18 protein-coding genes are annotated in these 20,149 nt (G+C 72.2%); 4 read left to right on the top strand and 14 right to left on the bottom strand.

The window, feature by feature from the left end; translation table 11 throughout:
- Window positions 1-39 precede the first annotated feature (39 nt).
- The 4 genes from ACXJY8_RS08855 to ACXJY8_RS08840 all read right to left on the bottom strand — a co-directional run bounded on the left by ACXJY8_RS08855 (window position 40) and on the right by ACXJY8_RS08840 (window position 5,349).
- Window positions 40-3,123 carry an efflux RND transporter permease subunit gene (locus tag ACXJY8_RS08855; protein WP_463778885.1) on the bottom strand — a complete coding sequence of 1,028 codons (3,084 nt, stop codon included), beginning with the start codon at window positions 3,121-3,123 and terminating at the stop codon, window positions 40-42.
- Window positions 3,124-3,221: 98 nt separating this feature from the next.
- Window positions 3,222-4,487 carry an efflux RND transporter periplasmic adaptor subunit gene (locus tag ACXJY8_RS08850; RefSeq protein ID WP_463778880.1) on the bottom strand — a complete coding sequence of 422 codons (1,266 nt, stop codon included), beginning with the start codon at window positions 4,485-4,487 and terminating at the stop codon, window positions 3,222-3,224.
- The gene (locus tag ACXJY8_RS08845; protein WP_463778876.1) at window positions 4,484-5,113 is read right to left on the bottom strand and encodes a TetR/AcrR family transcriptional regulator; all 630 of its coding nucleotides are present in this window, start codon (window positions 5,111-5,113) and stop codon (window positions 4,484-4,486) included. Before ACXJY8_RS08845 ends, ACXJY8_RS08850 begins: the two co-directional genes overlap by 4 nt.
- A 2-nt stretch (window positions 5,114-5,115) precedes the next feature.
- Window positions 5,116-5,349 carry a hypothetical protein gene (locus ACXJY8_RS08840; RefSeq protein ID WP_463778873.1) on the bottom strand — a complete coding sequence of 78 codons (234 nt, stop codon included), beginning with the start codon at window positions 5,347-5,349 and terminating at the stop codon, window positions 5,116-5,118.
- Between the two features lie 307 nt (window positions 5,350-5,656).
- On the opposite strand from ACXJY8_RS08840, the gene ACXJY8_RS08835 reads away from it, so the two are divergent.
- The 3 genes from ACXJY8_RS08835 (at window position 5,657) to ACXJY8_RS08825 (ending at window position 8,702) form a co-directional block, all read left to right on the top strand.
- On the top strand, window positions 5,657-7,462 hold the full coding sequence (locus ACXJY8_RS08835; protein ID WP_463778871.1) for a glycoside hydrolase family 15 protein: 1,806 nt from the start codon (window positions 5,657-5,659) through the stop codon (window positions 7,460-7,462).
- Between the two features lie 87 nt (window positions 7,463-7,549).
- A complete protein-coding gene (locus ACXJY8_RS08830; protein ID WP_463778868.1) occupies window positions 7,550-7,756 on the top strand; it encodes a hypothetical protein in 207 nt (68 codons plus the stop codon).
- Between the two features lie 67 nt (window positions 7,757-7,823).
- A complete protein-coding gene (locus ACXJY8_RS08825; protein ID WP_463778864.1) occupies window positions 7,824-8,702 on the top strand; it encodes an SDR family oxidoreductase in 879 nt (292 codons plus the stop codon).
- A gap of 95 nt (window positions 8,703-8,797) precedes the next feature.
- Here the strand turns inward: ACXJY8_RS08825 and ACXJY8_RS08820 are convergent, their stop codons facing one another.
- From ACXJY8_RS08820 to ACXJY8_RS08800, 5 genes are all read right to left on the bottom strand, one after another.
- Window positions 8,798-9,214: a type II toxin-antitoxin system HicB family antitoxin gene (locus tag ACXJY8_RS08820; protein ID WP_463778859.1), complete on the bottom strand. Its 417-nt coding sequence runs from the start codon at window positions 9,212-9,214 to the stop codon at window positions 8,798-8,800.
- A gap of 57 nt (window positions 9,215-9,271) precedes the next feature.
- Window positions 9,272-9,451: a type II toxin-antitoxin system HicA family toxin gene (locus tag ACXJY8_RS08815; protein ID WP_463778856.1), complete on the bottom strand. Its 180-nt coding sequence runs from the start codon at window positions 9,449-9,451 to the stop codon at window positions 9,272-9,274.
- Window positions 9,452-9,579: 128 nt separating this feature from the next.
- A complete protein-coding gene (locus ACXJY8_RS08810; RefSeq protein WP_463778854.1) occupies window positions 9,580-11,130 on the bottom strand; it encodes a GMC family oxidoreductase in 1,551 nt (516 codons plus the stop codon).
- Entirely contained in the window at window positions 11,127-12,533 is a 1,407-nt protein-coding gene (locus ACXJY8_RS08805) for an alpha/beta hydrolase (RefSeq protein ID WP_463778852.1), read from the bottom strand. The genes ACXJY8_RS08810 and ACXJY8_RS08805 overlap by 4 nt, the downstream gene beginning before the upstream one ends.
- A 103-nt stretch (window positions 12,534-12,636) precedes the next feature.
- Window positions 12,637-13,065, bottom strand: a complete 429-nt coding sequence (locus tag ACXJY8_RS08800; RefSeq protein ID WP_463780486.1) for a MarR family winged helix-turn-helix transcriptional regulator — start codon at window positions 13,063-13,065, stop codon at window positions 12,637-12,639.
- Between the two features lie 273 nt (window positions 13,066-13,338).
- Between ACXJY8_RS08800 and ACXJY8_RS08795 the strand changes: the two genes are divergently transcribed.
- A complete protein-coding gene (locus ACXJY8_RS08795; protein WP_463778847.1) occupies window positions 13,339-14,436 on the top strand; it encodes a branched-chain amino acid aminotransferase in 1,098 nt (365 codons plus the stop codon).
- A 345-nt stretch (window positions 14,437-14,781) separates the two neighbouring features.
- On the opposite strand, the gene leuD is transcribed toward ACXJY8_RS08795, so the two are convergent.
- The 5 genes from leuD to ACXJY8_RS08770 form a co-directional block, all read right to left on the bottom strand.
- A complete protein-coding gene (leuD, locus tag ACXJY8_RS08790; RefSeq protein ID WP_463778842.1) occupies window positions 14,782-15,390 on the bottom strand; it encodes a 3-isopropylmalate dehydratase small subunit in 609 nt (202 codons plus the stop codon).
- Between the two features lie 2 nt (window positions 15,391-15,392).
- Entirely contained in the window at window positions 15,393-16,841 is a 1,449-nt protein-coding gene (gene leuC, locus ACXJY8_RS08785; RefSeq protein ID WP_463778838.1) for a 3-isopropylmalate dehydratase large subunit, read from the bottom strand.
- A 169-nt stretch (window positions 16,842-17,010) separates the two neighbouring features.
- On the bottom strand, window positions 17,011-18,123 hold the full coding sequence (locus ACXJY8_RS08780; protein ID WP_463778834.1) for an NHL repeat-containing protein: 1,113 nt from the start codon (window positions 18,121-18,123) through the stop codon (window positions 17,011-17,013).
- Between the two features lie 130 nt (window positions 18,124-18,253).
- Entirely contained in the window at window positions 18,254-19,258 is a 1,005-nt protein-coding gene (locus ACXJY8_RS08775) for a glycosyltransferase family 4 protein (RefSeq protein WP_463778832.1), read from the bottom strand.
- Between the two features lie 31 nt (window positions 19,259-19,289).
- Window positions 19,290-20,108 carry a glycosyltransferase family 32 protein gene (locus ACXJY8_RS08770; RefSeq protein ID WP_463778829.1) on the bottom strand — a complete coding sequence of 273 codons (819 nt, stop codon included), beginning with the start codon at window positions 20,106-20,108 and terminating at the stop codon, window positions 19,290-19,292.
- Between the last annotated feature and the right edge of the window lie 41 nt (window positions 20,109-20,149).

Genomic DNA, 20,149 nt, shown 5'->3' with positions numbered 1-20,149 from the left:
CGCCGCGGCGTCCCCGCGCCGGGGGCGCCGACTCCGGCCTCAGGCGTGGGGGACGGGCAGGGGCGCCTCGTCCGTGGCGCCGACGAAGCGGCCGAAGACCCGTCCGAGGACGGCGCCGAGGCTGTCCATCAGCAGGAACACCGCCGGCACGAAGACCAGCGAGAGCAGGGTCGAGACGATCAGGCCCGCGATCACCGCCACCGCCATGGGCGCGCGGAACTCGCCGCCGACGCCGAGCGCCATGGCCGACGGCACCATGCCGGCCGCCATGGCGATGGTGGTCATCACGATGGGGCGCGCCCGCTTGCGGCCCGCATCCACGATGGCGGTGACCCGGTCGACGCCGCGGGCCATCTCCTCGACGGCGAAGTCCACCAGCATGATGGCGTTCTTGGTCACCAGTCCCATCAGCATCAGGATGCCGATCACCACCGGCATCGAGATCGGCATGTTCAGGATCAGCAGCCCGAGGATCGCCCCGCCGATGGAGAGGGGCAGCGAGAACAGGATGGTCAGCGGCTGCAGGAACGAGCCGAACAGCAGCACCAGCACGGCGTAGACCATCATGATCCCGGCCCCCATCGCCATGAGGAAGCCGGAGAACACCTCGGCCATGATCTCGGCGTCGCCGGTCTGCCGGATGGTGACGCCCGGCGGCAGGCTCTTGGCGGTCGGGGTCTCCAGCGCCTGGGCGATGAGGGATCCGAGGGCGTCGGAGCCCTCCATGTTGGCCTCCACGGCCACGCGCACCACCCGGTCGTAGCGCTCGATCGCGCCGGGGCCCTGGTCGAGCTCGATGTCGGCGACGGCCGCCAGCGGCACGGCGGCGCCGTTCTTGGCCGGCACCTTGAGGGTCTCGAGGCGCGAGACCGCGCCCCGCGCGCTCTCGGGCAGCTGCACCCGGATCGGCACCTGCCGGTCCGGCGCGTTGAACTTCGCGAGATTCAGGCCGATGTCGCCGATGGTCCCGACCCGCACGGTCTCGGCGATGGCGTCGGTGGAGACGCCGAGATCGGCCGCCGCCCCCGCCTTCGGGCGGATGCGGACCTCGGTGCGGTTGAGGGGGGCCGTCGACATCACCGAGACGAGGTGGGGGATCGCCGCCATGTCGCGCTGGAGCCGGGCGGCGACCTCCGTGACGACGTCGACGTCGGGGCCGCCGACCACGAGGGCGAGGTCGCGCTGGCCGCCGTCGCGCAGGGTCCAGGAGCGGATGTCGGGTTCCTGGGCGAGCAGGCCGGCGATCTCGGTCTCGATGGCGGCCTGCTTGCGGGCACGCTGGTTCTTCGGGGTCAGGTTGACGATGAGGGTGGCGAGGCGCGTCTCCTTCTTGCCGCCGGCCTGGCGGCCGCCGTCGACGAAGACCGAGACCACCTCGGGCAGGGCGCGGATGCGGGCCACCACCCGGTCGGAGACCGCCACGGTGTCGGGCAGGCGGGCGCCGGGGGCGAGCTCGACCATGAACAGGGTGCGGGCATTGTCCTGCTTTGGGATGAAGCCCGAGGGCAGCAGGCCGGTGGAGGCGAGGGAGCCGGCGAACAGCGCGAGGCCGACGATCAGCGTGACGACGCGGTGACGTACCGACCAGCCGACGAGGCGGCCATAGGCCCGCATCACCGGACCCTCGTGCGCCTCGGCATGGCCGTGGTCGCGCAGGAAATAGGCCGCCAGCATCGGGGTGATCAGGCGGGCCACCAGGAGCGACATGAACACCGAGACCGCGATGGTGAGGCCGAACTGCATGAAGTAGCGCCCGGCGATGCCGCCCATGAAGGAGACCGGCGCGAACACCGCGATCAGGGTCGCCGTGATGGCGATGACGGCGAGCCCGATCTCGTCGGCGCCCTCGATGGCGGCGCGGTAGGGCGACTTGCCGAGCCGCATGTGCCGGACGATGTTCTCGATCTCCACGATGGCGTCGTCGACGAGGATGCCGGTGACCAGGGTGATGGCGAGCAGGCTGATCCCGTTGAGGGTGAAGCCCATGGCGTCCATGGCCCAGAAGGTCGGGAAGACCGAGAGCGGCAGGGCGATGGCGGCGATTAGCGTCGCGCGCCAGTCCCGCAGGAACAGGAAGACCACGAGCACCGCCAGCGCCGCCCCCTCGATCAGGGTGTGCATCGCCGAATCGTAGGAGCCGATGGTGGCCGCCACCGAGGAATCGATGGTCTCGAACTGGATGTCGGGATGGGCGGTCTTGAACTCGGCGATGCGCTTCTCGACGCCGGCCGCGACCTCGGCGTCGCTGGCCCCCGAGCCCCGGGAGACCGCGAAGGCCACCACCGGCTTGCCGTTGAAGCGCGCGAAGGTGCGGGGCTCCTCGATGGAATCCTCCAGGGTCGCCAGCTCGTCGAGGCGGACCTTGCGGCCCCCGGGAAGCACGATGGAGGTGGCCTTGAGGTCGCGCAGGGAGCGCGAGGCGGCGAGCGTCCGGATCGACTGCTCGCGCCCGCCGACCTCGCCGCGCCCGCCCGCCATGTCGGCGGAGGTCAGGCGCAGCTGGCGGTTCACGTCGGCCGCCGTGATGCCGAGGGACAGCAGGCGGTCGGGAAGCAGGGTGACGCGCATCTCGCGGGCGACGCCGCCGACGCGCTCGACGCCGCCGACGCCCTTCACGCCCTGGAGGGAGCGGGCGACCTTGTCCTCCACGAACCAGGACAATTCGGCCGGCGTCATGCCGGGCGAGCGCACGCCGTAGATCAGGATCGGCAGGCCGGTGATCTCGACGCGCTGGATCACCGGCTCGTCGATGGTGCGGGGCAGGTTGATGCGGATCTTCGAGACCGCGTCCTTGACGTCGTTGACGGCCCGGTCGGTGTTCACCTCCAGGCGGAACTCCACCGTGGTGACGGAGGAGCCTTCCGTGATCGCCGAGGTGATGTGCTTGACGCCGCGCACGCCGGCGATCGAATCCTCGACCCACTTCGTCACCTGGGTCTGCAGCTCGGAGGGTGCGGCACCCGACTGCGTGATCGTCACCGAGACGATCGGCACGTCGACGTTGGGCATCCGCGTCACCGCGAGGCTGCGGAAGCTGACGAGGCCGAGCACGATCAGCACCAGGAACAGCACGAGCGGCGCGATCGGGTGGCGGATCGCCCAGGCGGAGATGTTCAGGCGCATGGGGTGGCTCGGAGGCGGTTGGGTTCAGGGTTCACGGGCGGGTCGATCGGCGCGCATCCTTCCTCCCCACAAGGGGGAGGGAAGGCGTGCGGCCCCCGCTAGGGCGTGCCCGCCTCGGCGGTCTCGCGCGGGGAGGGGGCGGCGGCCGAGGCCGGCTCCGGCACGGCCAGCGCCACCGGGCGGACCCGGTCGCCGTCGCGCAGGAAGCTGCCGGCGCGGGCCACCACGCGCTCGCCGTCGGCGAGGCCGGCGCGGATCTCGATGTCGTCGTCGTCGGACAGGCCGGTGCGGACCTCGCGGGCCTCGACCACGTCGTCGGCGACCACGAGGACAGAGCTGCGCTTAGCCCCGCCGTAGAGCACGGAGGCCTGCGGCACGGTCACGCCCCGGGTGCGGGCGAGCTCGACGGCGCCCCGCGCGAAGGTGCCGATGCGCAGGCGCGGGTCCGGCTGCAGGCGGATGCGGACCTTGCCGAGGCGGGTCGCGCGGTCGACCTCCGGGTAGACGGTCCGTACGCTGCCGGCGAGGCGGACCCCGTCGCCGAGATCGATCCAGGCCGGGGCGTTCTCGCGCAGCTGCGGCAGCTTGGTCTCGATGACCTCGCCCTCGAGTTCGATCTCGCCGCGGGCGATCAGGCGGAACAGCGGCTCGGCCGAGGCGGAGGCGGCCAGGCCCACGCGGGCGGTGCGGCGGCTGACGATGCCGGCCTCCGGCGCCCGGATCTCGGTGCGGGCCAGGCGCAGGTTCAGCTCCTCCAGGACGGCCCGGGCCTGGGCGAGGTCGGCGCGGGCGATGCGCAGGCCGTTGCGGGAAAAGGCGAGCTTGCCCTCGGCCTGGCGCAGGGCGGCGGTGCGGCCCTCCATCACGGCCGCGGTGGCGTTGCCCGTCCTGAGGAGCTGCTGGGCCCGCTCGTAGGCGAGGCGGGCCTCGGTCTCGGCGGCCTCCGCCTGCTCGATGCTGCTCTGGGCCTGGGGCACGGCGGCCTCGGCCTTCTCCACCAGGGCCGCCTGTTGGGCGAGCTGGCGGTCGATGAGGTCGCGCGAGAGGCGCGCGAGCACCTGGCCGCGGGCCACCCGGGCGCCTTCCTCGACCAGCACGTCGGTGACCCGGTAGCCCTCGATCTCGGGCGTGACCAGGATCTCGTCGCGCGGGACCAGCGTGCCGGTGACGACCACCGACTCGACGATCTCCCGCCGCTTGGCATCGACCACGCTGATGGTCGGCACGAGGGCGGGCTTCGCCGGCTGGGTAGAACCCGCCGGCGGCTGGGCCGTGCCGGCCGGCGGCTGGGCCGGCCCCGCGAGGGCGGCGGAAGCCGGCAGCGCCAGGGCGAGCAGGGCGAGGCCGAGGCGGGCGGCTTTCATGGGCGGGGTTCCGGGGCGGGGAGGGGCGCGCGACCGGCGAGCCCGGCCTCGATCAGGGCCTGGAGCTGCGCCACGGCGAGCCCGGTATCGAATTCGGGCAGGATGGCCCGGCTCAGGAGGATGCCCTTCAGCTGGGGCGCCAGCAGGGCGTAGAGGGCGACCGGATCGCAGTCCGGCGCGGTGGCGAGGTCGGCGAAGGTCTCCTCGAACCAGGCCCGGGCTTCCGCCTCGGTCTCCGCCGTCAGGGCCGCGATGGCCGGGTTGCGGGTGCCCTCGGACCAGATCTCCAGGCGCAGCACCGCCGCCTCCCGGGTCAGGGCGCCGAAATACTGCCCGAGCACGCCGAACAGGGCGCTGCGCCGGTCGCCCTCCTGCTGGAGGCGCGTCACCAGCTGGGCGCCGCTGATCCGCTCGCGCGCCACGAGGCCCAGCACCAGGGCCTCCTTGGAGCGGAAGTAGTGGTAGAAATTGCCCGCCGTCATGCCGGCCTCGCGGGCGAGGTCCTGCATCGTGGTGCGGTGGAAGCCGTTGCGCACGAAACAGGCGCAGGCGGCGTCGAGGATCTGTTCCCGGCGCGCGGCCTGGCTCGCGCGGGCGTCGATGAGGGTGCCGACCGGCGAGGCCATGGTCAGGAGACCTTGCCGTCCGCCGCCGGCGCGACCACCCGGCAGGCGGCGACCGAAGCGTCCGCATCGGCGCAGAGGCGGGCCTGCCAGCCGACCGCGCCGTTGCCGGTCCAGGCGATCAGGGCGGCCCAGCCGAGGACCAGAACGGCCCCGAGCAGCAGGTGCTCCGGCGCCAGGAGCGCCCGCCCCTTCCGCACCAGCGCCTGAAACGGGAAATCCTCGTGCGTCCGCTGCATGGCAACCTCCAACCGACCCCATCGTCGTATTGAATGTTCATTCATGGGTCAATGAGCGTTCATTCTGGGCGTGTGGAAGGGCACCGCGATGCGGCTTCCGGGCCACGGACGTGCCGGGGCCGCCGCCCGCCGTGTCAACATGAAGCAAGCCGCGCCCGGAACGGCGGAGCGTCGCGCGGGTTCGAGCAGACCCCGTGGAGGATCCCGGTCGGCCCGTTCGGACACGTGCGACGCGCATGCACAGCTCGTAGCGCCACGCCCGGCCCCGGCCGGTGTCGTCCCGTCACCATCCGAGGTCGTCCGCACCGTGCTGAAGCCTTTTCCCCGCGAGGGCGGTGCCGTCGCCCGCATCGACGGATACCTGCCGATCGAGGGCTACGCGGCCATCGGCGAGGGCCGCTCGGTGGCGCTCTCGGGCGCGGACGGCTCCATCGACTGGTGGTGCTGCCCCAACCTCGACTCGCCGCCGCTGTTCGACCGCCTGCTCAGCCCGGAGGAGGGCGGCTACTTCGCGATCACGCCCGAGGACCCGTTCACGTCCGAGATCGGCTACCGCGACGGCAGCAACGTCCACGAGACCGTCTTCACCACGAAGACCGGGCGGGCGCGCCTCACCGAGAGCCTGAACAGCGGCCCCGCCGGGCGCCTGCCCTGGGCGGAACTCGCCCGTCGGATCGAGGGCCTGGAGGGGCGGGTGCGCTTCCGGGTCTCGCTGGTGTTCGGCACGCGGGGCGACACGGCCGCCCCCTACCTCTCGGGCAACAGCAACGGCACCGCCTTCCACGTCGCCGGCATGATGGGCCTGTTCCGCACCAGCGAGGGCATCCGGATCGAGACGGAGAACGACCACGCCATCTCGGGCTTCGTCGAGGTGCGGGCGGGCCAGCGCGAGGTCGTCGCCATCGTGGCGGCGGAGGACCAGCCCCTGGTGGTGGCGCCGATCGGCGAGATCGACGGGCGCATCGACGTGTCCTGCCAGGAATGGCGGGACTGGACCGAGCGCCTCGCCTATCGGGGCCGCTATGCCGAGCAGGTCGAGCGCAGCGCCCTGGCGCTGAAGCTGCTGCTCTACTCGCCCACCGGCGCCATCGCGGCGGCGGCCACGAGCTCCCTGCCCGAGGGCATCGGCGGTTCCAAGAACTACGATTACCGCTACGCCTGGATCCGGGACGCCGGCTACGTCATCAAGGCCTTCCTGCGCCTGGGCGCGCAGGCCGAGGCCAACGCGGCCCTGTCCTGGCTGATGCGCCACATCGGCGAGCACGGCGCGCAGGTGCTCTACACCCTCGACGGCGGGTGCGTGCCCGGGGAGCGCGACATCGACCTGCCGGGCTATCGCGGCTCGCGCCCCGTGCGCACCGGCAACGCCGCCACGGGCCAGCACCAGCACGGCATCTACGGCGACATCTTCGAGACCGCCGAGCGCTTCGTGGCCGACGGCAACATGCTCGACCTGCGCACCGGCGCGCTGCTCGCACGGCTCGCCGACCAATGCGCCGAATCCTGGAAGCTCAAGGACGCGGGCATCTGGGAGCTGCCCGATGCCGAGCACTACACCGGCTCCAAGATCAGCTGCTGGCAGGCGCTGGCCCGGGCGGTGGAACTCGCCGATGGCGGCCACCTGCCCGGCAGCTGCCGCGAGCGCTGGGCCCGCGCCCGCGACCGGGTCGCGAGCTGGATCGACCGGAACTGCTGGTCGGAGGCGAAGCAATCCTATGTCATGCATCCCGGCACCGAGAAGCTCGACGCCTCCCTCGCGCTGGCCGTGCGCTTCCGGTTCGGCAACCCCGAGCGCCTCGCGGCCACCTGCCGGGCCATCGACCGGGAGCTCGGGCGCGGCCCCTACCATTACCGCTACACCGGCGCCGAGGTGGAGGAGGGCTGCTTCCTCGCCTGCACCTTCTGGCTCGTGGAGGCCAGGGCCCTGCTCGGGGAAAGGACGGAGGCGCAAGCGGCCTTCGAGGCCGTGGTGGCCGCCCTCGACCGGAATTCCGGCACCTATTCGGAGATGGCCGACCCGGTCAGCGGTGCCTATCTGGGCAACCTGCCGCAGGGCCTGACCCATCTCGCCCTGATCCAGGCCGCCGCGACCCTGTCGGGCCTCGATCTCTGACGGGCCGCCGCACCCGGCGGGAGCTTTGGTCGCAGATCCGCCCCCCGTCCTGCCGCGTTGCCGGGGACCACGACAGGAGACGGCAGCATGGCCAAGACCGCGGACAAGACCAGCACGGACGTGACCACCTACATTCTCAAGCAGGCCCTGGCCGCCCGCGTCGACGATCACGTGGAGATCGCGGTCGAGGCCGAGGACGGCACCCGGTTCAAGATCCGGGCGACCGCCGATCAGCTCGATGCCCTCACGGGCGACCTCGAGACCATTCTCGAAGCCGACGACGCGGCCGCCTGACCCTCTCCGGGGCCCGCCGCCCGGCGGGCCCCTCCCTCGGAAGACAGCCACCGAAAGCGCCCCGCCGATGACCATCGATCCCCGCGACGCCGGCCCGCGGCCGCCCTTTCCCGGCGACCAGCAGCAGGAGCGGCCGGGCCTGACCTCGCGGATGCGCCCGGCCCCCGACCACGGCGAGACGAGCTACGTCGGCAAGGGGCTGCTCGCCGGCCGCGTCGCCCTGGTCACCGGCGGCGATTCCGGCATCGGCCGGGCGGTGGCCATCGCGTATGCCCGCGAGGGGGCGGACGTGGCGATCTCGTACCTGCCGGTGGAGCAGTCCGACGCCGAGAACACCGCCGAATGGGTGCGCAAGGCGGGCCGGCGCGTCCTGCTCCTGCCCGGCGACCTGCGCGACCCGGCCCATTGCCGCGACCTCGTCGCGCGCACCGTGGCCGAACTCGGCGGCCTCGACATCCTCGTCAACAACGCCGCAGCCCAGGTGGTGAACGAGGATCTCGACGACGTCACGCCGGAGGATCTCGAGGGTTCGTTCCGCGCCAACGTCTTCGCGATGCTCTACCTGGCCCAGGCGGCCGTGCCGCACATGAAGCCGGGCGCGGCGATCGTGAACTCCACCAGCCAGCAGGCCAAGGTCGCCGACAAGACCATGCTGGTCTACGCCTCCACCAAGGGCGCCATCGCGAGCCTGACCATCGGCCTGTCCAACCTGCTGGCGCCGAAGGGGATCCGGGTGAACTGCGTCGCCCCGGGCCCGGTCTGGACCCCGATCCAGCCCATCGTGAAGAGCCCCGAGCAGATCGAATCCCTCGGCTCCGACACGCCCCTCGGCCGCGCCGGCCAGCCGGCCGAACTCGCCCCCGCCTACGTGCTCCTCGCCTCGCGGGAGGGCAGCTACATGACCGGGGCCCTGGTGCCGGTCACGGGCGGCACGCCGATGTATTGAGTGGTTCGGCACGACTTGTAGGAGTATCGCGGGCCAGCGGGGCGCGCGGCCATGATCGTCCCATGTCCGGCAGGCCGTCTCCAGCCTGTCGGCCTTCAGGCGTCTATGACGCTCGCGAGAGCGGACTCGATGAGTGCCGAGCGGGTGAGGCCGCGTGCTTCCGCCGTCTCATCGGCCTGCCGCAGCATCGCTTTGCTGATGGTGATGTTCACGCGGACACGATCGGTCGGCAGGTGGCGCGGAAAGATCAGTTGCGGAAGCCCGGCGGCGTCCTCGGGTGTTCGGCTCTCGAGAAACTGGATCATGCTGCGCCCTTCGGGCACCGGCTCGCGATCCGCGCGCAGGGCGGCCAAGTGGCCGGACAGGGCTTCGCGCGCCGCGGCCACCGCGTCCTCGAAGGTGTCGCCGCCGGTGACGCATCCGGGCACATCGGGAAAGGTGACCCCCCATTCCGAACCACCTTCCGGTGGATGGATCAGCGCGACATAGCCGTGGTTGCTGATGGCGTTCATGAGGTTCGCTCCTGCGGTGAAACGGACTTCCGGGTTCTGGACCGGGATGCACCTGCGCTAGAGTCCCGCCGCCTCCCGGATGCTCTTCACCGTTTTCGGATGCATGTCCTTCTTTGGATGGGGAATGGTGATCTTCCCCGGCCGCGTCGGATGCTTGAAGTGGCGATGACTGCCGGTCGTCGAGTGCCAGACCCAGCCAGCGGCCTCGACCGCCTTGATGAGGTCCCTGGAGTCCATCGCCGCCCCCGAGACCGACCATGATGTGTATAGCATACACACGACGGAGGGGCCCACAACCGGGTTGGATCATCCAGACCCGGCGTGGTGACCGCGCCGTTTCCTGGGCCCCGTCTAGGTTCGGATGATCACCGCCCCGCCTTCAGGAACGCCTCGGCGCTGCGCAGGCTCAGCGCCATGATCGTCAGGGCCGGGTTGGCGGCGAGCGAACTCGGGAAGGTCGAGCCGTCGCAGATCCAGAGGTTAGGAACCTCGAAGCTGCGGCCGACGGGGTCGACCACCGCGGTGTCGCCGTCGCGGCCCATGCGGCAGGTGCCGATGGTGTGGGCGACGCGCTCCAGGGTCCAGAGGTCCGTGGCCCCGGCCGCCTCCCAGACCCGGTTCAGGAACCGGGTCGCGTGGGCGTTGAGGCGCTCCTCGTTCCGGCTGTAGCCGAAGCTGATCGCAGCCTTGCGCATGCCCAGCGCATCGACCTCGTCGGAGAGCGTCAGCACGTTGGCGTCGCAGGGCAGGGTCTCGCCGTTGATGCCGATGCCGGCCATGTGGTTGTAGCGGGCGAGCTGGTCGGCCAGGGCCCGGCCCCAGAGCTTGCGGCCCCGCGCCAGGGAGTTGGCGAAGGTGAGCGGCACCACGCCGAGGCTCTGGACGAGGTAGCCGCCGGCGAAGTCCGCGTCGGCCGGGCGGATCATGTCCTCGGTGATGAGCGAGGAGGGATAGCCCTTGTTCATCCGCATCTCGGGCTCGAAGGTGCCCCAGACCTGGGTGGCGACGTGGCCCATGTAGTTGCGCCCGACCTGGCCGCTGCCGTTGGCGAGGTCGAGATGCAGGAGGAGGCGCGCGGATTCCACCGAGCCGGCGCAGAGGAAGACGTTGCGGCAGGGCTGGCGATGGTCGATCCCGCCCTGGCGGTAGATCACCGCCGTCACCCGGCCGTCCTTCGCGCGCTCGATGCCGTGGACCCGGGCCTCGGCCCGGATCTCGGCGCCGTGATGGACCGCGAGCGGCAGGTAGGTCACGTCCATGCTGGTCTTGGCGCCGGTGCGGCAGCCCTGGTGGCAGTAGCCGCAATTGATGCAGCCGGGCCGGGTCGGGCCGTGCTCCTGCGCGAAGGCGCGCGAGACCACCGCCGCCGGCGCATCGGCGTAGCGCACGCCGAGGGCCGCGCAGGCGCTCGCCATGGCCTGGGCCGGGGCGTTGCGGGCGACGGGGCCAAGGGGGTAGGCGCGGGTCTCGTCCCACGGATAGGCCGCCGGGCCGGAAACGCCGATGAAGGCCTCGACGCGCTCGTAGAACGGCACCAGTTCGGCATGGTCCAGGGGCCAGTCGACGCCCTCGCCGGTCTCGCTGTGGAGGCGCAGGTCGCGGGCATCGGCCCGGGGCGTGAAGGCGCCCCAGTGCAGGGTCGAGCCGCCGACGCCGGTGCCGCTGTTGTTGCCGCCGAAGGCCTCGGGCGTCGCGCCGCCGCTGATACGCTCCTCGGTCCAGTAGATCTCGTCGGCCAGGGTCTCGTCGAAGGCGAATCCCTTCGGGTCGAAGTTCGGCCCGGCTTCCAGGGCGACGCAGGAGAGGCCGGCCTGGGCGAGGCGCGCCAGCAGGGGCGCGCCGCCGGCGCCGGTACCGATCACCACCGCGTCGACGGTCTCGGAGGTGGCGTGGCGACGCATCGCATCGAGGTTCATCGGGCGGTCTCCAGGGGGGCGTTCGGCTCCCACGCCTCGCGCTGGCCGATGCCGACTTCATGGAAGCCGGGCAGGGGGTCGGTGTCGCCGCCGGCGCCGATGCCGCTGAAGTTCATGCGGGCCAGGGCGACGGGGTGGGCGAGATAGGTGCGGGCCACGTCCGCGCGGAGGTCCTCGAACCAGAAGCCCATCTGCTCCGCGTCGAGGTCGCCGGAGATCGCGCCATCCTCCAGGCTCCCGAGCATCGCATCCTGCGCCTCGGCATCCAGGGCGACGAAGGGCCTGTCGTGCGCGGCGCGGGCGGCAGCGTCCAGGGTGCGCAGGGCGCGCCGGTAGGCCTCCGGGTCGGGGGGGAGCCGGGCGAAGCGCCAGCCGTCCCCCGCCCCGCTCGCCAGCCGGGCGTCGATGCGGGCGGCGAAGTCGATGGTCCCCGCGCCGTCCTGCGGCAGCACCCGGGCGCAGGCCGCCCGCAGGATGGCGAGGCCGACGGGGTCGAGGGCCCGCGGCTGGTAGGCCGGATCGTCGGGCTCGGCGCGTTGCAGCAGGGCCTCGCGCAGGCGGGCGTTCACGCGGTCGGACCGGATCAGGGCCGCGTAGGCGTCCGGAATCGCCGGCGCCTCGGCTCCGGTCGAGACCGCTCCGGCCGCGAGGCTGCGCACCGCCTCGGCCACCGCCTCGGGGCGCTCCAGGGGTATGAGGTGTCCGGTCTCCGCCAGGGACACGAGGCGGTGATGGGCGAGGTGCGGCGCGGTCAGCGCAGCCTGGGCCGCGGGGCCGAGATCGGCGTCCTCCGCGCCCGCGAGGATGATCGCCGGGCTGCGCAGCACGCCGATGCGGGCGCTCCAGTCCTCGCGGCTGCCGGCGCTGAGCCAGTGCGTCCAGGCGGCGGGGCTGGCGCGCAGGACATCCGCCACCGTCCGGGCCATCCGGTCCGGATCGAGGGGCGCGGCGACGTTCGCCTCGACGAAGGCCTCGGCCTCCCGCTGCCGGGTCTCAGGGTCGGCGTCGATCCAGGCGATCATGGCGGCGCGCCTGTCCTCCGCCATGGGCTCGGGGGAGGGCGGCGAGCCCGCCATGAGCACGAGGCCCGCGAGGCCTTCGAGGCCGGGCGCCCCGTCCTCCGCCTGCCGCGCGACCGCGAGCGCGACCTTGGCGCCCATGCTGTTGCCGGCCAGCATCCAGCGGCCCGGCGCGTCGGCCCGGATCCGGGCCGCCACGCCCACGGCCATCGCGGCGACGTCCAGGCCGGGACCGGCGCCGTCCGCGCCGAAGCCCGGCAGGTCGAGGGCGACGCAGGATACTGCGCCCGCGAGGTGTTGCGCGACCGTCTCGAAGGTCCCGGCACTGCCGCCGAGGTAATGAAGGCAATATAAGACCAGATGGTCGGAGGGTTTGATTGGCATAGGCCCGAAAGAGCGCGCGCCGTCGTCCGTTCAAGTCATCGGGGACGCGGCGTTCGGCAGCAGCCCGGGCGTGGAACGAAAGCCCGCGTCGGCGGAGGGCCCTTCAGCGGGGCGCGGAGGCCTGCAGGGCCGCGAAGACGCGCAGGCTCGCCTCGAGGTCGGCGGTGCCGACCTCCCTGAAGACCTCGGCCCGCAATCGGGCGAGGTCGGCCTCCATCCGGGCGACCACGGCCGTGCCGGCGGCGGTCAGGCTGAGCACCTTGGCCCGGCGGTCGGTGGGGTCCTCGCGGCGGATCGCGAGGCCGGCCTCGCAGAGCTGGTCGAGGAGGCGCACCAGCGACGGGCCCTCGATGCCGACGGCCTCGGCCAGGGCGTTCTGACGCGGGGCGCCGTCGAGGCGGGCAATCATGATCAGCGGGACCGCGGTGGCGTCCGAGAGGCCGTGCGCCTCCATCACGGCATTGGCGGCGCGGCGCCAGTGCCGGCCCGTCAGCAGCAGCGTGTGGGTATAGGCGAGGCGGAGCTGGTCCAGGCTGCGGGCGGGCGGCCCATCGACCGGCGCCGGACCTGCAGGCGGTTTTCGGGGCGACACGCACGAGGCTCCTGTGGGCACCGACCGGCGGACGCTCCGGTTCTCTTTTCGTTTGCGTATTATTAGGATGCAAGCCGTTTGATCGCAAGCGGACATCGTCGTATCAGGGCCCCAGCCCACGTCTCGTCGCCCGGATGCGCCCGGCGGCCCGCGCCGTGGCTGGCGCCGCACCGGCCCTTGATTGATCCGACGAGACGTAAGTAAGGACTGACGATGAGCGCCCCCGACGACCTCTCCTTCACCACGCAGCCGCATGCCTCGCCCGTCTCGCCGGAGCGCCGGGCCGAGCTCCTCGTCGATCCCGGCTTCGGTCGGGTGTTCACCGACCACATGGTGACGATCCGCTACGTCGAGGGGCGCGGCTGGCACGATGCCCGCGTCGAGGCGCGTGCGCCGATCTCCCTCGATCCGGCTTCCGCCGTGCTGCACTACGCCCAGGAGATCTTCGAGGGGCTGAAGGCCTACCGCACCGCCGACGGCGGCGCCGCTCTGTTCCGGCCGGAGGCCAACGCCCTGCGCTTCCGGCGCTCGGCCGAGCGCCTGGCGATGCCGCCGCTACCCGACGCCGTCTTCGTCGAGTCGGTCAAGCAGCTCGTCAGCACCGACCGCGACTGGATTCCGTCGAGCGAGGGCGGCAGCCTGTATCTCCGCCCCTTCATGATCGCCAGCGAGGTGTTCCTCGGGGTCAAGCCGTCCTCGGAATACCTCTACCTCGTCATCGCGTCGGCGGTGGGCGCCTACTTCAAGGGCGGTTCCGAGACCGTGACGGTGTGGGTCTCGCAGGACCAGACCCGCGCGGCCCCCGGCGGCACCGGGGCGGCCAAGTGCGGCGGCAACTACGCCGCGAGCCTGCGCGCCCAGGCAGCGGCCGTGGAGCACGGCTGCGCCCAGGTGGTGTTCCTCGACGCGATCGAGCGCCGCTGGGTCGAGGAACTCGGCGGCATGAACATCTTCTTCGTCTTCGACGACGGCTCGATGGTCACCCCGGCGCTCAGCGACACCATCCTGTCGGGCATCACCCGCGACTCGATCCTGACCCTGGCGAGGGCGGACGGCATCGCGGTCGCCGAGCGGCCCTATTCCATCGACGACTGGAAGGCGGACGCCGCCAGCGGACGCCTGCGCGAGGTCTTCGCCTGCGGCACCGCCGCGGTGATCACCCCGGTCGGGACCGTGCGCAGCCCGGACGGGGAATTCTCGGTCTCGGACAACGTCGCCGGCCCGGTGACGAAGCGCCTGCGCTCGGCCCTCGTGGACATCCAGCGCGGCAACGCCCCCGATCCCCACGGCTGGGTCACGCGGGTCTACTGAGCCGCCGGCGCTGGTTCGGGCACAGCGGCACGCACGGAAATCGTCGGATCGACAATCCGTGGTTCAGGCGGGGGTCCCCTATCCTTCCAGGCAGGGTGATCGCATATCGCCCCACCACGTCATTCCGGAGCGCCGCAGGCGAGCCCGGAATCCAGATTCGCCGACAGCGTCAAACCTTGCTCGACCTGCGTGTCTGGATCCTGGGTTCCGCTGCGCGGCCCCAGGATGACGGGGTGCCGACACGAGCCATGACGAGCAGCAAACCGCCGTCCGCGTTCGCCCGACCTTCCTAGTCCGGGAGCAAGGGGGCATCTCAGGCACTTGCGTCGCGATGACGAGCCAGGCTCAGGCGAGCCAGGGCCGGGCCGCGAGGTGCCGGGCCTGGAACGCCCGGATCGCGTCCGCGTGGTCGAGGGTGGCGCCGATGGCGTCGAGGCCGCGGACGAGGTGGTCCTTGCGCCGGGCCGGGATGTCGAAGCGCTGCACCGCGCCATCGGCGGTGGTGATGGTCTGGGCCGGCAGGTCGATCGACATGTGGTTGGCCGACGGGTCGGCGGCCTGGACCGCGAGCTCGGCGACGGGGCCGGGCGCCAATTCGATCAGCAGCAGGCCGTTATTGGCGGCGTTGTCGGCGAAGATGCCGGCGAAGCTGGTGCCGACGACCGCCCGGAGGCCGCACTGGAGCAGGCCCCAGACCGCGTGCTCGCGCGACGAGCCGCAGCCGAAATTCGGACCGACCACGAGGATGCGCGCGCCTTGCCATTCGGGCCGGTTCAGCACGAAATCCGGGCGCGGCTGGCCGGGGCCGGCGAAGCGCAGGTCGTGGAAGGTGGCCGCGCCCAGGCCCGCGCGGTCGATCCCCTTCAGGAACTGCTTGGGCATGATGACGTCGGTGTCGATGTTGGCGCCGGGCAGGCCGGCCGCCGGGCCCGCGACGACGGTGAAGGGCTGCATGCTCAGGTCTCCGGAGCGAGGCGGTTTTCTTGCGCGAGGCGGCGGCTGTCGGTGAGGTGGCCCGCGATGGCCGCGGCCGCCACCATGGCGGGGCTCATCAGGTGCGTGCGCCCGCCCGCGCCCTGGCGGCCCTCGAAGTTGCGGTTCGTGCTGGAGGCGCAGCGCTCGCCCGGTGCCAGCACGTCGTCGTTCATGGCCAGGCACATCGAGCAGCCCGACTGGCGCCACTCGAAGCCGGCATCGCGAAAAATCCGGTCGAGGCCCTCGGCCTCGGCCGCCCGGCGCACGCTGGAGGAGCCGGGCACCACCATGGCCTGGACCCCGTGCGCGACCCGCCGGCCGTGCACGAGGGCGGCGGCCTCGCGCAGGTCGGAGAGCCGGGCATTGGTGCAGGAGCCGATGAAGGCGCGCTGGATCGGAATGGCCTCGAGGGGCGTGCCCGGCGCGAGATCCATGTAGGCGAGCGCCCGCACCATGTCCCGGCGCCGGGCCGGATCGGGCTCGGCCGCCGGATCGGGCACGCGGCCGTTGACCGGGCCCGCCTGGTCGGGGCTGGTGCCCCAGGTCACCATCGGCTCGATCGCGGCCGCGTCGAGGGCGACCTCGCGGTCGAACAAAGCCGCGTCGTCGCTGCGCAGGGTCAGCCAATGGGCACTGGCCGCCTCCCAGAGAGCGCCCTTCGGCGCGCGGGGCTTGTCGGCGAGGTAGTCGAGCACGGTCCGGTCGGGGGCCATGACGACGCCGCGGGCGCCGCACTCGACGGCCATGTTGCAGATCGTCATGCGGCCCTCGACGGACAGGGCCTCGACGGCGGGGCCGGCGAACTCGACGGCGTAGCCCGTCGCCCCGTCGGCGCCGATCCGGCGGATCAGGGCCATGACCACGTCCTTGGCGGTGACGCCCGGCGCCAGGATTCCCGAGACCGTGACCCGCAGGGTCTTCATCCGGCGGTACACCAGGGTCTGGGTGGCGAGGTAGTGCTCGATGTCCGAGGTGCCGATGCCGAAGCCGAGCGCGCCCAGCGCCCCGTAGGTGGTGGTGTGGCTGTCGCCCGCCGCCACGATCATGCCGGGCTGGACGAAGCCCTGCTCGGGGGCGACCACGTGCTCGATGCCCTGGAGCGGGTGCAGCACGTCGAGGAGCTCGATCCCGAATTCCCGGCAGTTCGCGTCGAAATACGCCACCTGCCGCGCCCCGCCGGGATCGGGCATGGCGGCGACGCGCTCCGCCGCCGTGGGATTCACGTGGTCGACCACCGCCAGGGCGGCCTCGGGCCGCCAGACCCGGCGCCCGGCGGCGCGCAGGCCGCTGAAGGCCTGCGGGCTGGTGTACTCGTTGAGCACCGTGCGGTCGATGTAGAGGAGGACGCTGGCCCCGGGGCCTTCGGCGTCGTCGAGGCGGCGCACGGTATGGGCGTCCACCAGCTTGTCGTAGAGGGTGCGGGCCTGCATCGTTCGGCTTTCGGTCTCCGGCGGAACTTGCACTGAGGCGGGACTGAACCCGATCCGGACCCGCGAGGCCAATGCCGATGCGGCATCGGCCGATGCCGGGTGCTCCGTCAGCCGGCCGAACGCCTCCGGACCGGTGCGGTGGGCGGGTCCGGCGGCCCAGGAGGTGGGATCAGGGCAGGGCGGCGCGCTTGCGCAGGATCAGGTCGCCCCGGAACAGGAACTTCTGGGCGCGCTTGCCGGTGTCGACCTCGGTGGTGAAGACGTTGCCGCGGCTGTCCACCGCGAGGTTGTGGACCCAGTGGAAGTCCCCCGCCATGCGGCCGTTGCGGCCGAAGGCACCGAGCACCTCCCCGGTCTCGCGGCTGAGCGTGCGGACCTCGTTGTTGGCCCCGTCCGCGTTGAGGAGGTAGCTCTGCTCGGCGTCGGGCCAGAGTGCGAGCTCCCAGACCGAGCCGTTGGCGCGGGTGTTCTTCTCGACGAAGAATTCCTTCACGAAGCTGCCGTCGCGGCGGAAGACCTGGACCCGGTCGTTGGTGCGGTCGCAGACGTAGACCAGGCCGTCGCGGGCGATCTGCACGCAGTGGACGGGATTGCGGAACTGCTGGGCCGGGGCCGCCGCCGGGTCGTAGGCCGGCAGGGTCTCGTCCGTGGGCGGGCGGCCATAGGCGCCCCACATCCGCTTGAACGCGCCGGTCTCGGCATCGAACACGATGACCCGGTGGTTGAAGTAGCCGTCGGCGACGTAGAGTTCGTTGGTCTCGGGGTCGACCTGCATCGCGGCCGGCTTGCCGAGCCGCGTGGTGTCGAGGCTGTTGGTCTGCGGACCCTGTTTGCCGATCTGCAGGACGAAGCGGCCCTCGGCGGTGAACTTCAGGATCTGTCCGTCGGTGTCGCCGTTGCCGGCGAGCCAGACGAAGCCCTTGTGGTCGATGTGGATGCCGTGCTCGTTCTGGGGCCACTGGTAGCCCTCGCCGGGGCCGCCCCAGCTGCGGATCAGGGTGCCGGCCTGGTCGAACACCAGCACCGGGGGCGCGGGCCGGCAGCACTTGGTGCGCGGCGGGTCGAGGCTGGCGGCCTTCTCGTCGTCGGTGAGGGTGCGCGGGCGCTGCACCACCCAGACGTTGTCCTGCGCGTCGACGGCGACGCCCGAGGCCTGCCCCATGATCCACTGGTTGGGCAGCGGTTTCGGCCAGGCCGGATCGACCTGGAACGTCAGTGGGTCCGCGGATGCCACACCCGCCCACGCGACCGCGAGCGCGGCCAGACCAAGCCGAAGCCTCATGCTTTCCTCCCGATGTCGTCCGGTCTTGTTGACCGCGTCTTGCACACAGTATTCGCGCCCGGAGGGAGGGCGTCCAGCCGCGGGGGGACGGAGGCGTGTCGCCGACCCGGATCTGTCACCCGGCCGGGCTTCAGGCGCCCACGCGGGGCGGGCCCTGCAGGACGCCCTCCCACAGGATCGCCGCCCGCTGCCAGGTCAGGGCCCGGCGCTGCAGGAGCGCGCCGGCGCTGAGCTCCGACCAGAGGTCGTCCCGGGTGGCGAGGTCGACGACGGCCTCGGCGAAGGCCGCATCCGTCCCGGCGATCCAGCCGTTCACGCCGTGCTGCACCCGCTCGGCGAGGGCGCCGATCCCGGCGGTCACCACGGGCAGCCCCATGGCCTGGGCCTCTGCCGCCGCGAGGCAGAAGGTCTCGTCGGGCGAGCCGGGACAGACCATGGCCCGCGCATCGCCGTAGAACGCCGCCAGGGCGGCCGCACCCCGCCGGGGGTGGAACACCACCGGACCGCGATCGTCGGGCGAGTCCGGCCGTTCCGAGCCGAAGACATGGAGCTTGGCGCCCGAGGCGATCAGTGGCGCCGAGCCGTGCCAGAGCCGCAGCATCCGGTCGAGGCCGCGCTGGGGCTGCGAGGCATAGACGAAGTCCCGGCTGCGGCCCCGCGTCGGCTCGGGTGTGCGGAAGACGGGCGAGACCCCGTGCGGAATGACGTGGCGGCGCTGGAACGGATAGAGCGGCGACATCAGCCGCGCCGCGAGGCTGCCGACGAAGACGGCCTCCGGCCGCAGGGTCAGGAAGGGCAGGAGGTAGCCCTTCCGCACGGCCTTCTCGACGTTCAGCGGATTGTGGACCCAGACGATGCCGCGCCGGCCCGGATGGGCGCGGAGCGGGCGCGGGTCGTTGCTGGTCACCACCGCATCGGCCGCGCAGGACGTCGCATCGGCCAGGGGGATGTTGCGGACGCCGTCGCGCTCCACCGTCCCGCTGCGGCGCGTGGCCAGGGTCACCGCCCAGCCGCGCTCGGCCAGCGCGCGGGCCAGGGCGATGTTGGTGCTCTCGATGCCGCCGAGGCCGATCTCGGGCGGCGTGTCGAGACCGAAGGCCACCGGCGTCGCGCAGATGAACAGGACCCGGCGCATCGACATCTCCAGGGATCGCGTATCCGGCCGCTCAGAGGCCGAGGCTCCGGGCCTGCTGACCGAGCCAGGAGTTGGCCGGCGGCGGGGCGTCGAGACCAATCGACCAGAGCTTGCCGCGCCAGGCATGCACCGAGACCGTCTCGGGTCCGATGAGCGCCCGCGCCGTCCGGTCGTCCGCCTCGGCGAGGCGGTGGGCATCGTCGTCGCCCAGAGGATAGAACACCGCCCGCGCCCGGGCATGGCCCTCCAGCCGGAGCTTGCGCACGAAGTAGGTGAGGGCGCGGGGGCCGATCGCCAGGCGCTCCGGGTGGAACGGGATGCGCTTGCCGACCAGCAGTTCCAGGCGGCGCTTCACCCGGATGTGGCCGGTCGCCCAGGGCGCGCGGATCGGCACGGTCGAGATCGCGTCCCAGTAGCGGGCGACGAGTTCGGAATCCGGCGGCGCCGACAGGATCGCGTTGTTGAGGCGGCTCGCGTTCAGCCAGCCGAACAGGTACTCCCCCGCCCCGCCCGGCGTCTCGAGGGGGCGCTGGAAGACGCAGTCGAGGTCCGACCAGATGCCCTTGCCGTCGCGGATCAGGCTAAGGCGCAGGTAGTCGGCGTAGAAGGCGAGAACGCCGCGGCTGCGATAGAGGTCCGCCATGAGGTTCGGTCCGATTCCCTCGCGGGCATCGATCACCGTTCCCGGCAGCCCCTGCGCGCGCAGGGCCGCCGCGTCGTGCGAGTAGATGTGCAGCGGATGGCCGGCCGCGACGATCGAGGCGGCGCTGAGCCGCTCGAGCCAGGTCACCGGCCCTTCCCAGTAGCTGACGATGGTCCTCAGCGGAGTCCGCTCGGGTGCGACGGGCATGGCCGCGGATCGACTCATTCCCTCTCAAGCCCCTCCCTCTC

The sequence above is a fragment of the Methylobacterium sp. TK31 genome (assembly GCF_055361545.1).
Note: the sequence above shows the minus strand (reverse complement) of the source record. Positions and strands in the feature narration are given on the sequence as shown.

Excerpts from the sequence above, each read along its gene's own strand:
- ACXJY8_RS08855 (WP_463778885.1), bottom strand. The coding sequence starts at position 3,123 with ATGCGCCTGAACATCTCCGCCTGGGCGATCCGCCACCCGATCGCGCCG.
- ACXJY8_RS08845 (WP_463778876.1), bottom strand. The coding sequence starts at position 5,113 with ATGGCCTCGCCGGTCGGCACCCTCATCGACGCCCGCGCGAGCCAGGCC.
- ACXJY8_RS08815 (WP_463778856.1), bottom strand. The coding sequence starts at position 9,451 with ATGGACTCCAGGGACCTCATCAAGGCGGTCGAGGCCGCTGGCTGGGTC.
- ACXJY8_RS08805 (WP_463778852.1), bottom strand. The coding sequence starts at position 12,533 with ATGCCAATCAAACCCTCCGACCATCTGGTCTTATATTGCCTTCATTAC.
- ACXJY8_RS08780 (WP_463778834.1), bottom strand. The coding sequence starts at position 18,123 with ATGAGGCTTCGGCTTGGTCTGGCCGCGCTCGCGGTCGCGTGGGCGGGT.
- leuC (WP_463778838.1), bottom strand. The coding sequence starts at position 16,841 with ATGCAGGCCCGCACCCTCTACGACAAGCTGGTGGACGCCCATACCGTG.
- ACXJY8_RS08830 (WP_463778868.1), top strand. The coding sequence starts at position 7,550 with ATGGCCAAGACCGCGGACAAGACCAGCACGGACGTGACCACCTACATT.
- ACXJY8_RS08850 (WP_463778880.1), bottom strand. The coding sequence starts at position 4,487 with ATGAAAGCCGCCCGCCTCGGCCTCGCCCTGCTCGCCCTGGCGCTGCCG.
- ACXJY8_RS08810 (WP_463778854.1), bottom strand. The coding sequence starts at position 11,130 with ATGAACCTCGATGCGATGCGTCGCCACGCCACCTCCGAGACCGTCGAC.
- leuD (WP_463778842.1), bottom strand. The coding sequence starts at position 15,390 with ATGCAGCCCTTCACCGTCGTCGCGGGCCCGGCGGCCGGCCTGCCCGGC.
- ACXJY8_RS08840 (WP_463778873.1), bottom strand. The coding sequence starts at position 5,349 with ATGCAGCGGACGCACGAGGATTTCCCGTTTCAGGCGCTGGTGCGGAAG.
- ACXJY8_RS08770 (WP_463778829.1), bottom strand. The coding sequence starts at position 20,108 with ATGCCCGTCGCACCCGAGCGGACTCCGCTGAGGACCATCGTCAGCTAC.
- ACXJY8_RS08775 (WP_463778832.1), bottom strand. The coding sequence starts at position 19,258 with ATGCGCCGGGTCCTGTTCATCTGCGCGACGCCGGTGGCCTTCGGTCTC.
- ACXJY8_RS08795 (WP_463778847.1), top strand. The coding sequence starts at position 13,339 with ATGAGCGCCCCCGACGACCTCTCCTTCACCACGCAGCCGCATGCCTCG.
- ACXJY8_RS08820 (WP_463778859.1), bottom strand. The coding sequence starts at position 9,214 with ATGAACGCCATCAGCAACCACGGCTATGTCGCGCTGATCCATCCACCG.
- ACXJY8_RS08825 (WP_463778864.1), top strand. The coding sequence starts at position 7,824 with ATGACCATCGATCCCCGCGACGCCGGCCCGCGGCCGCCCTTTCCCGGC.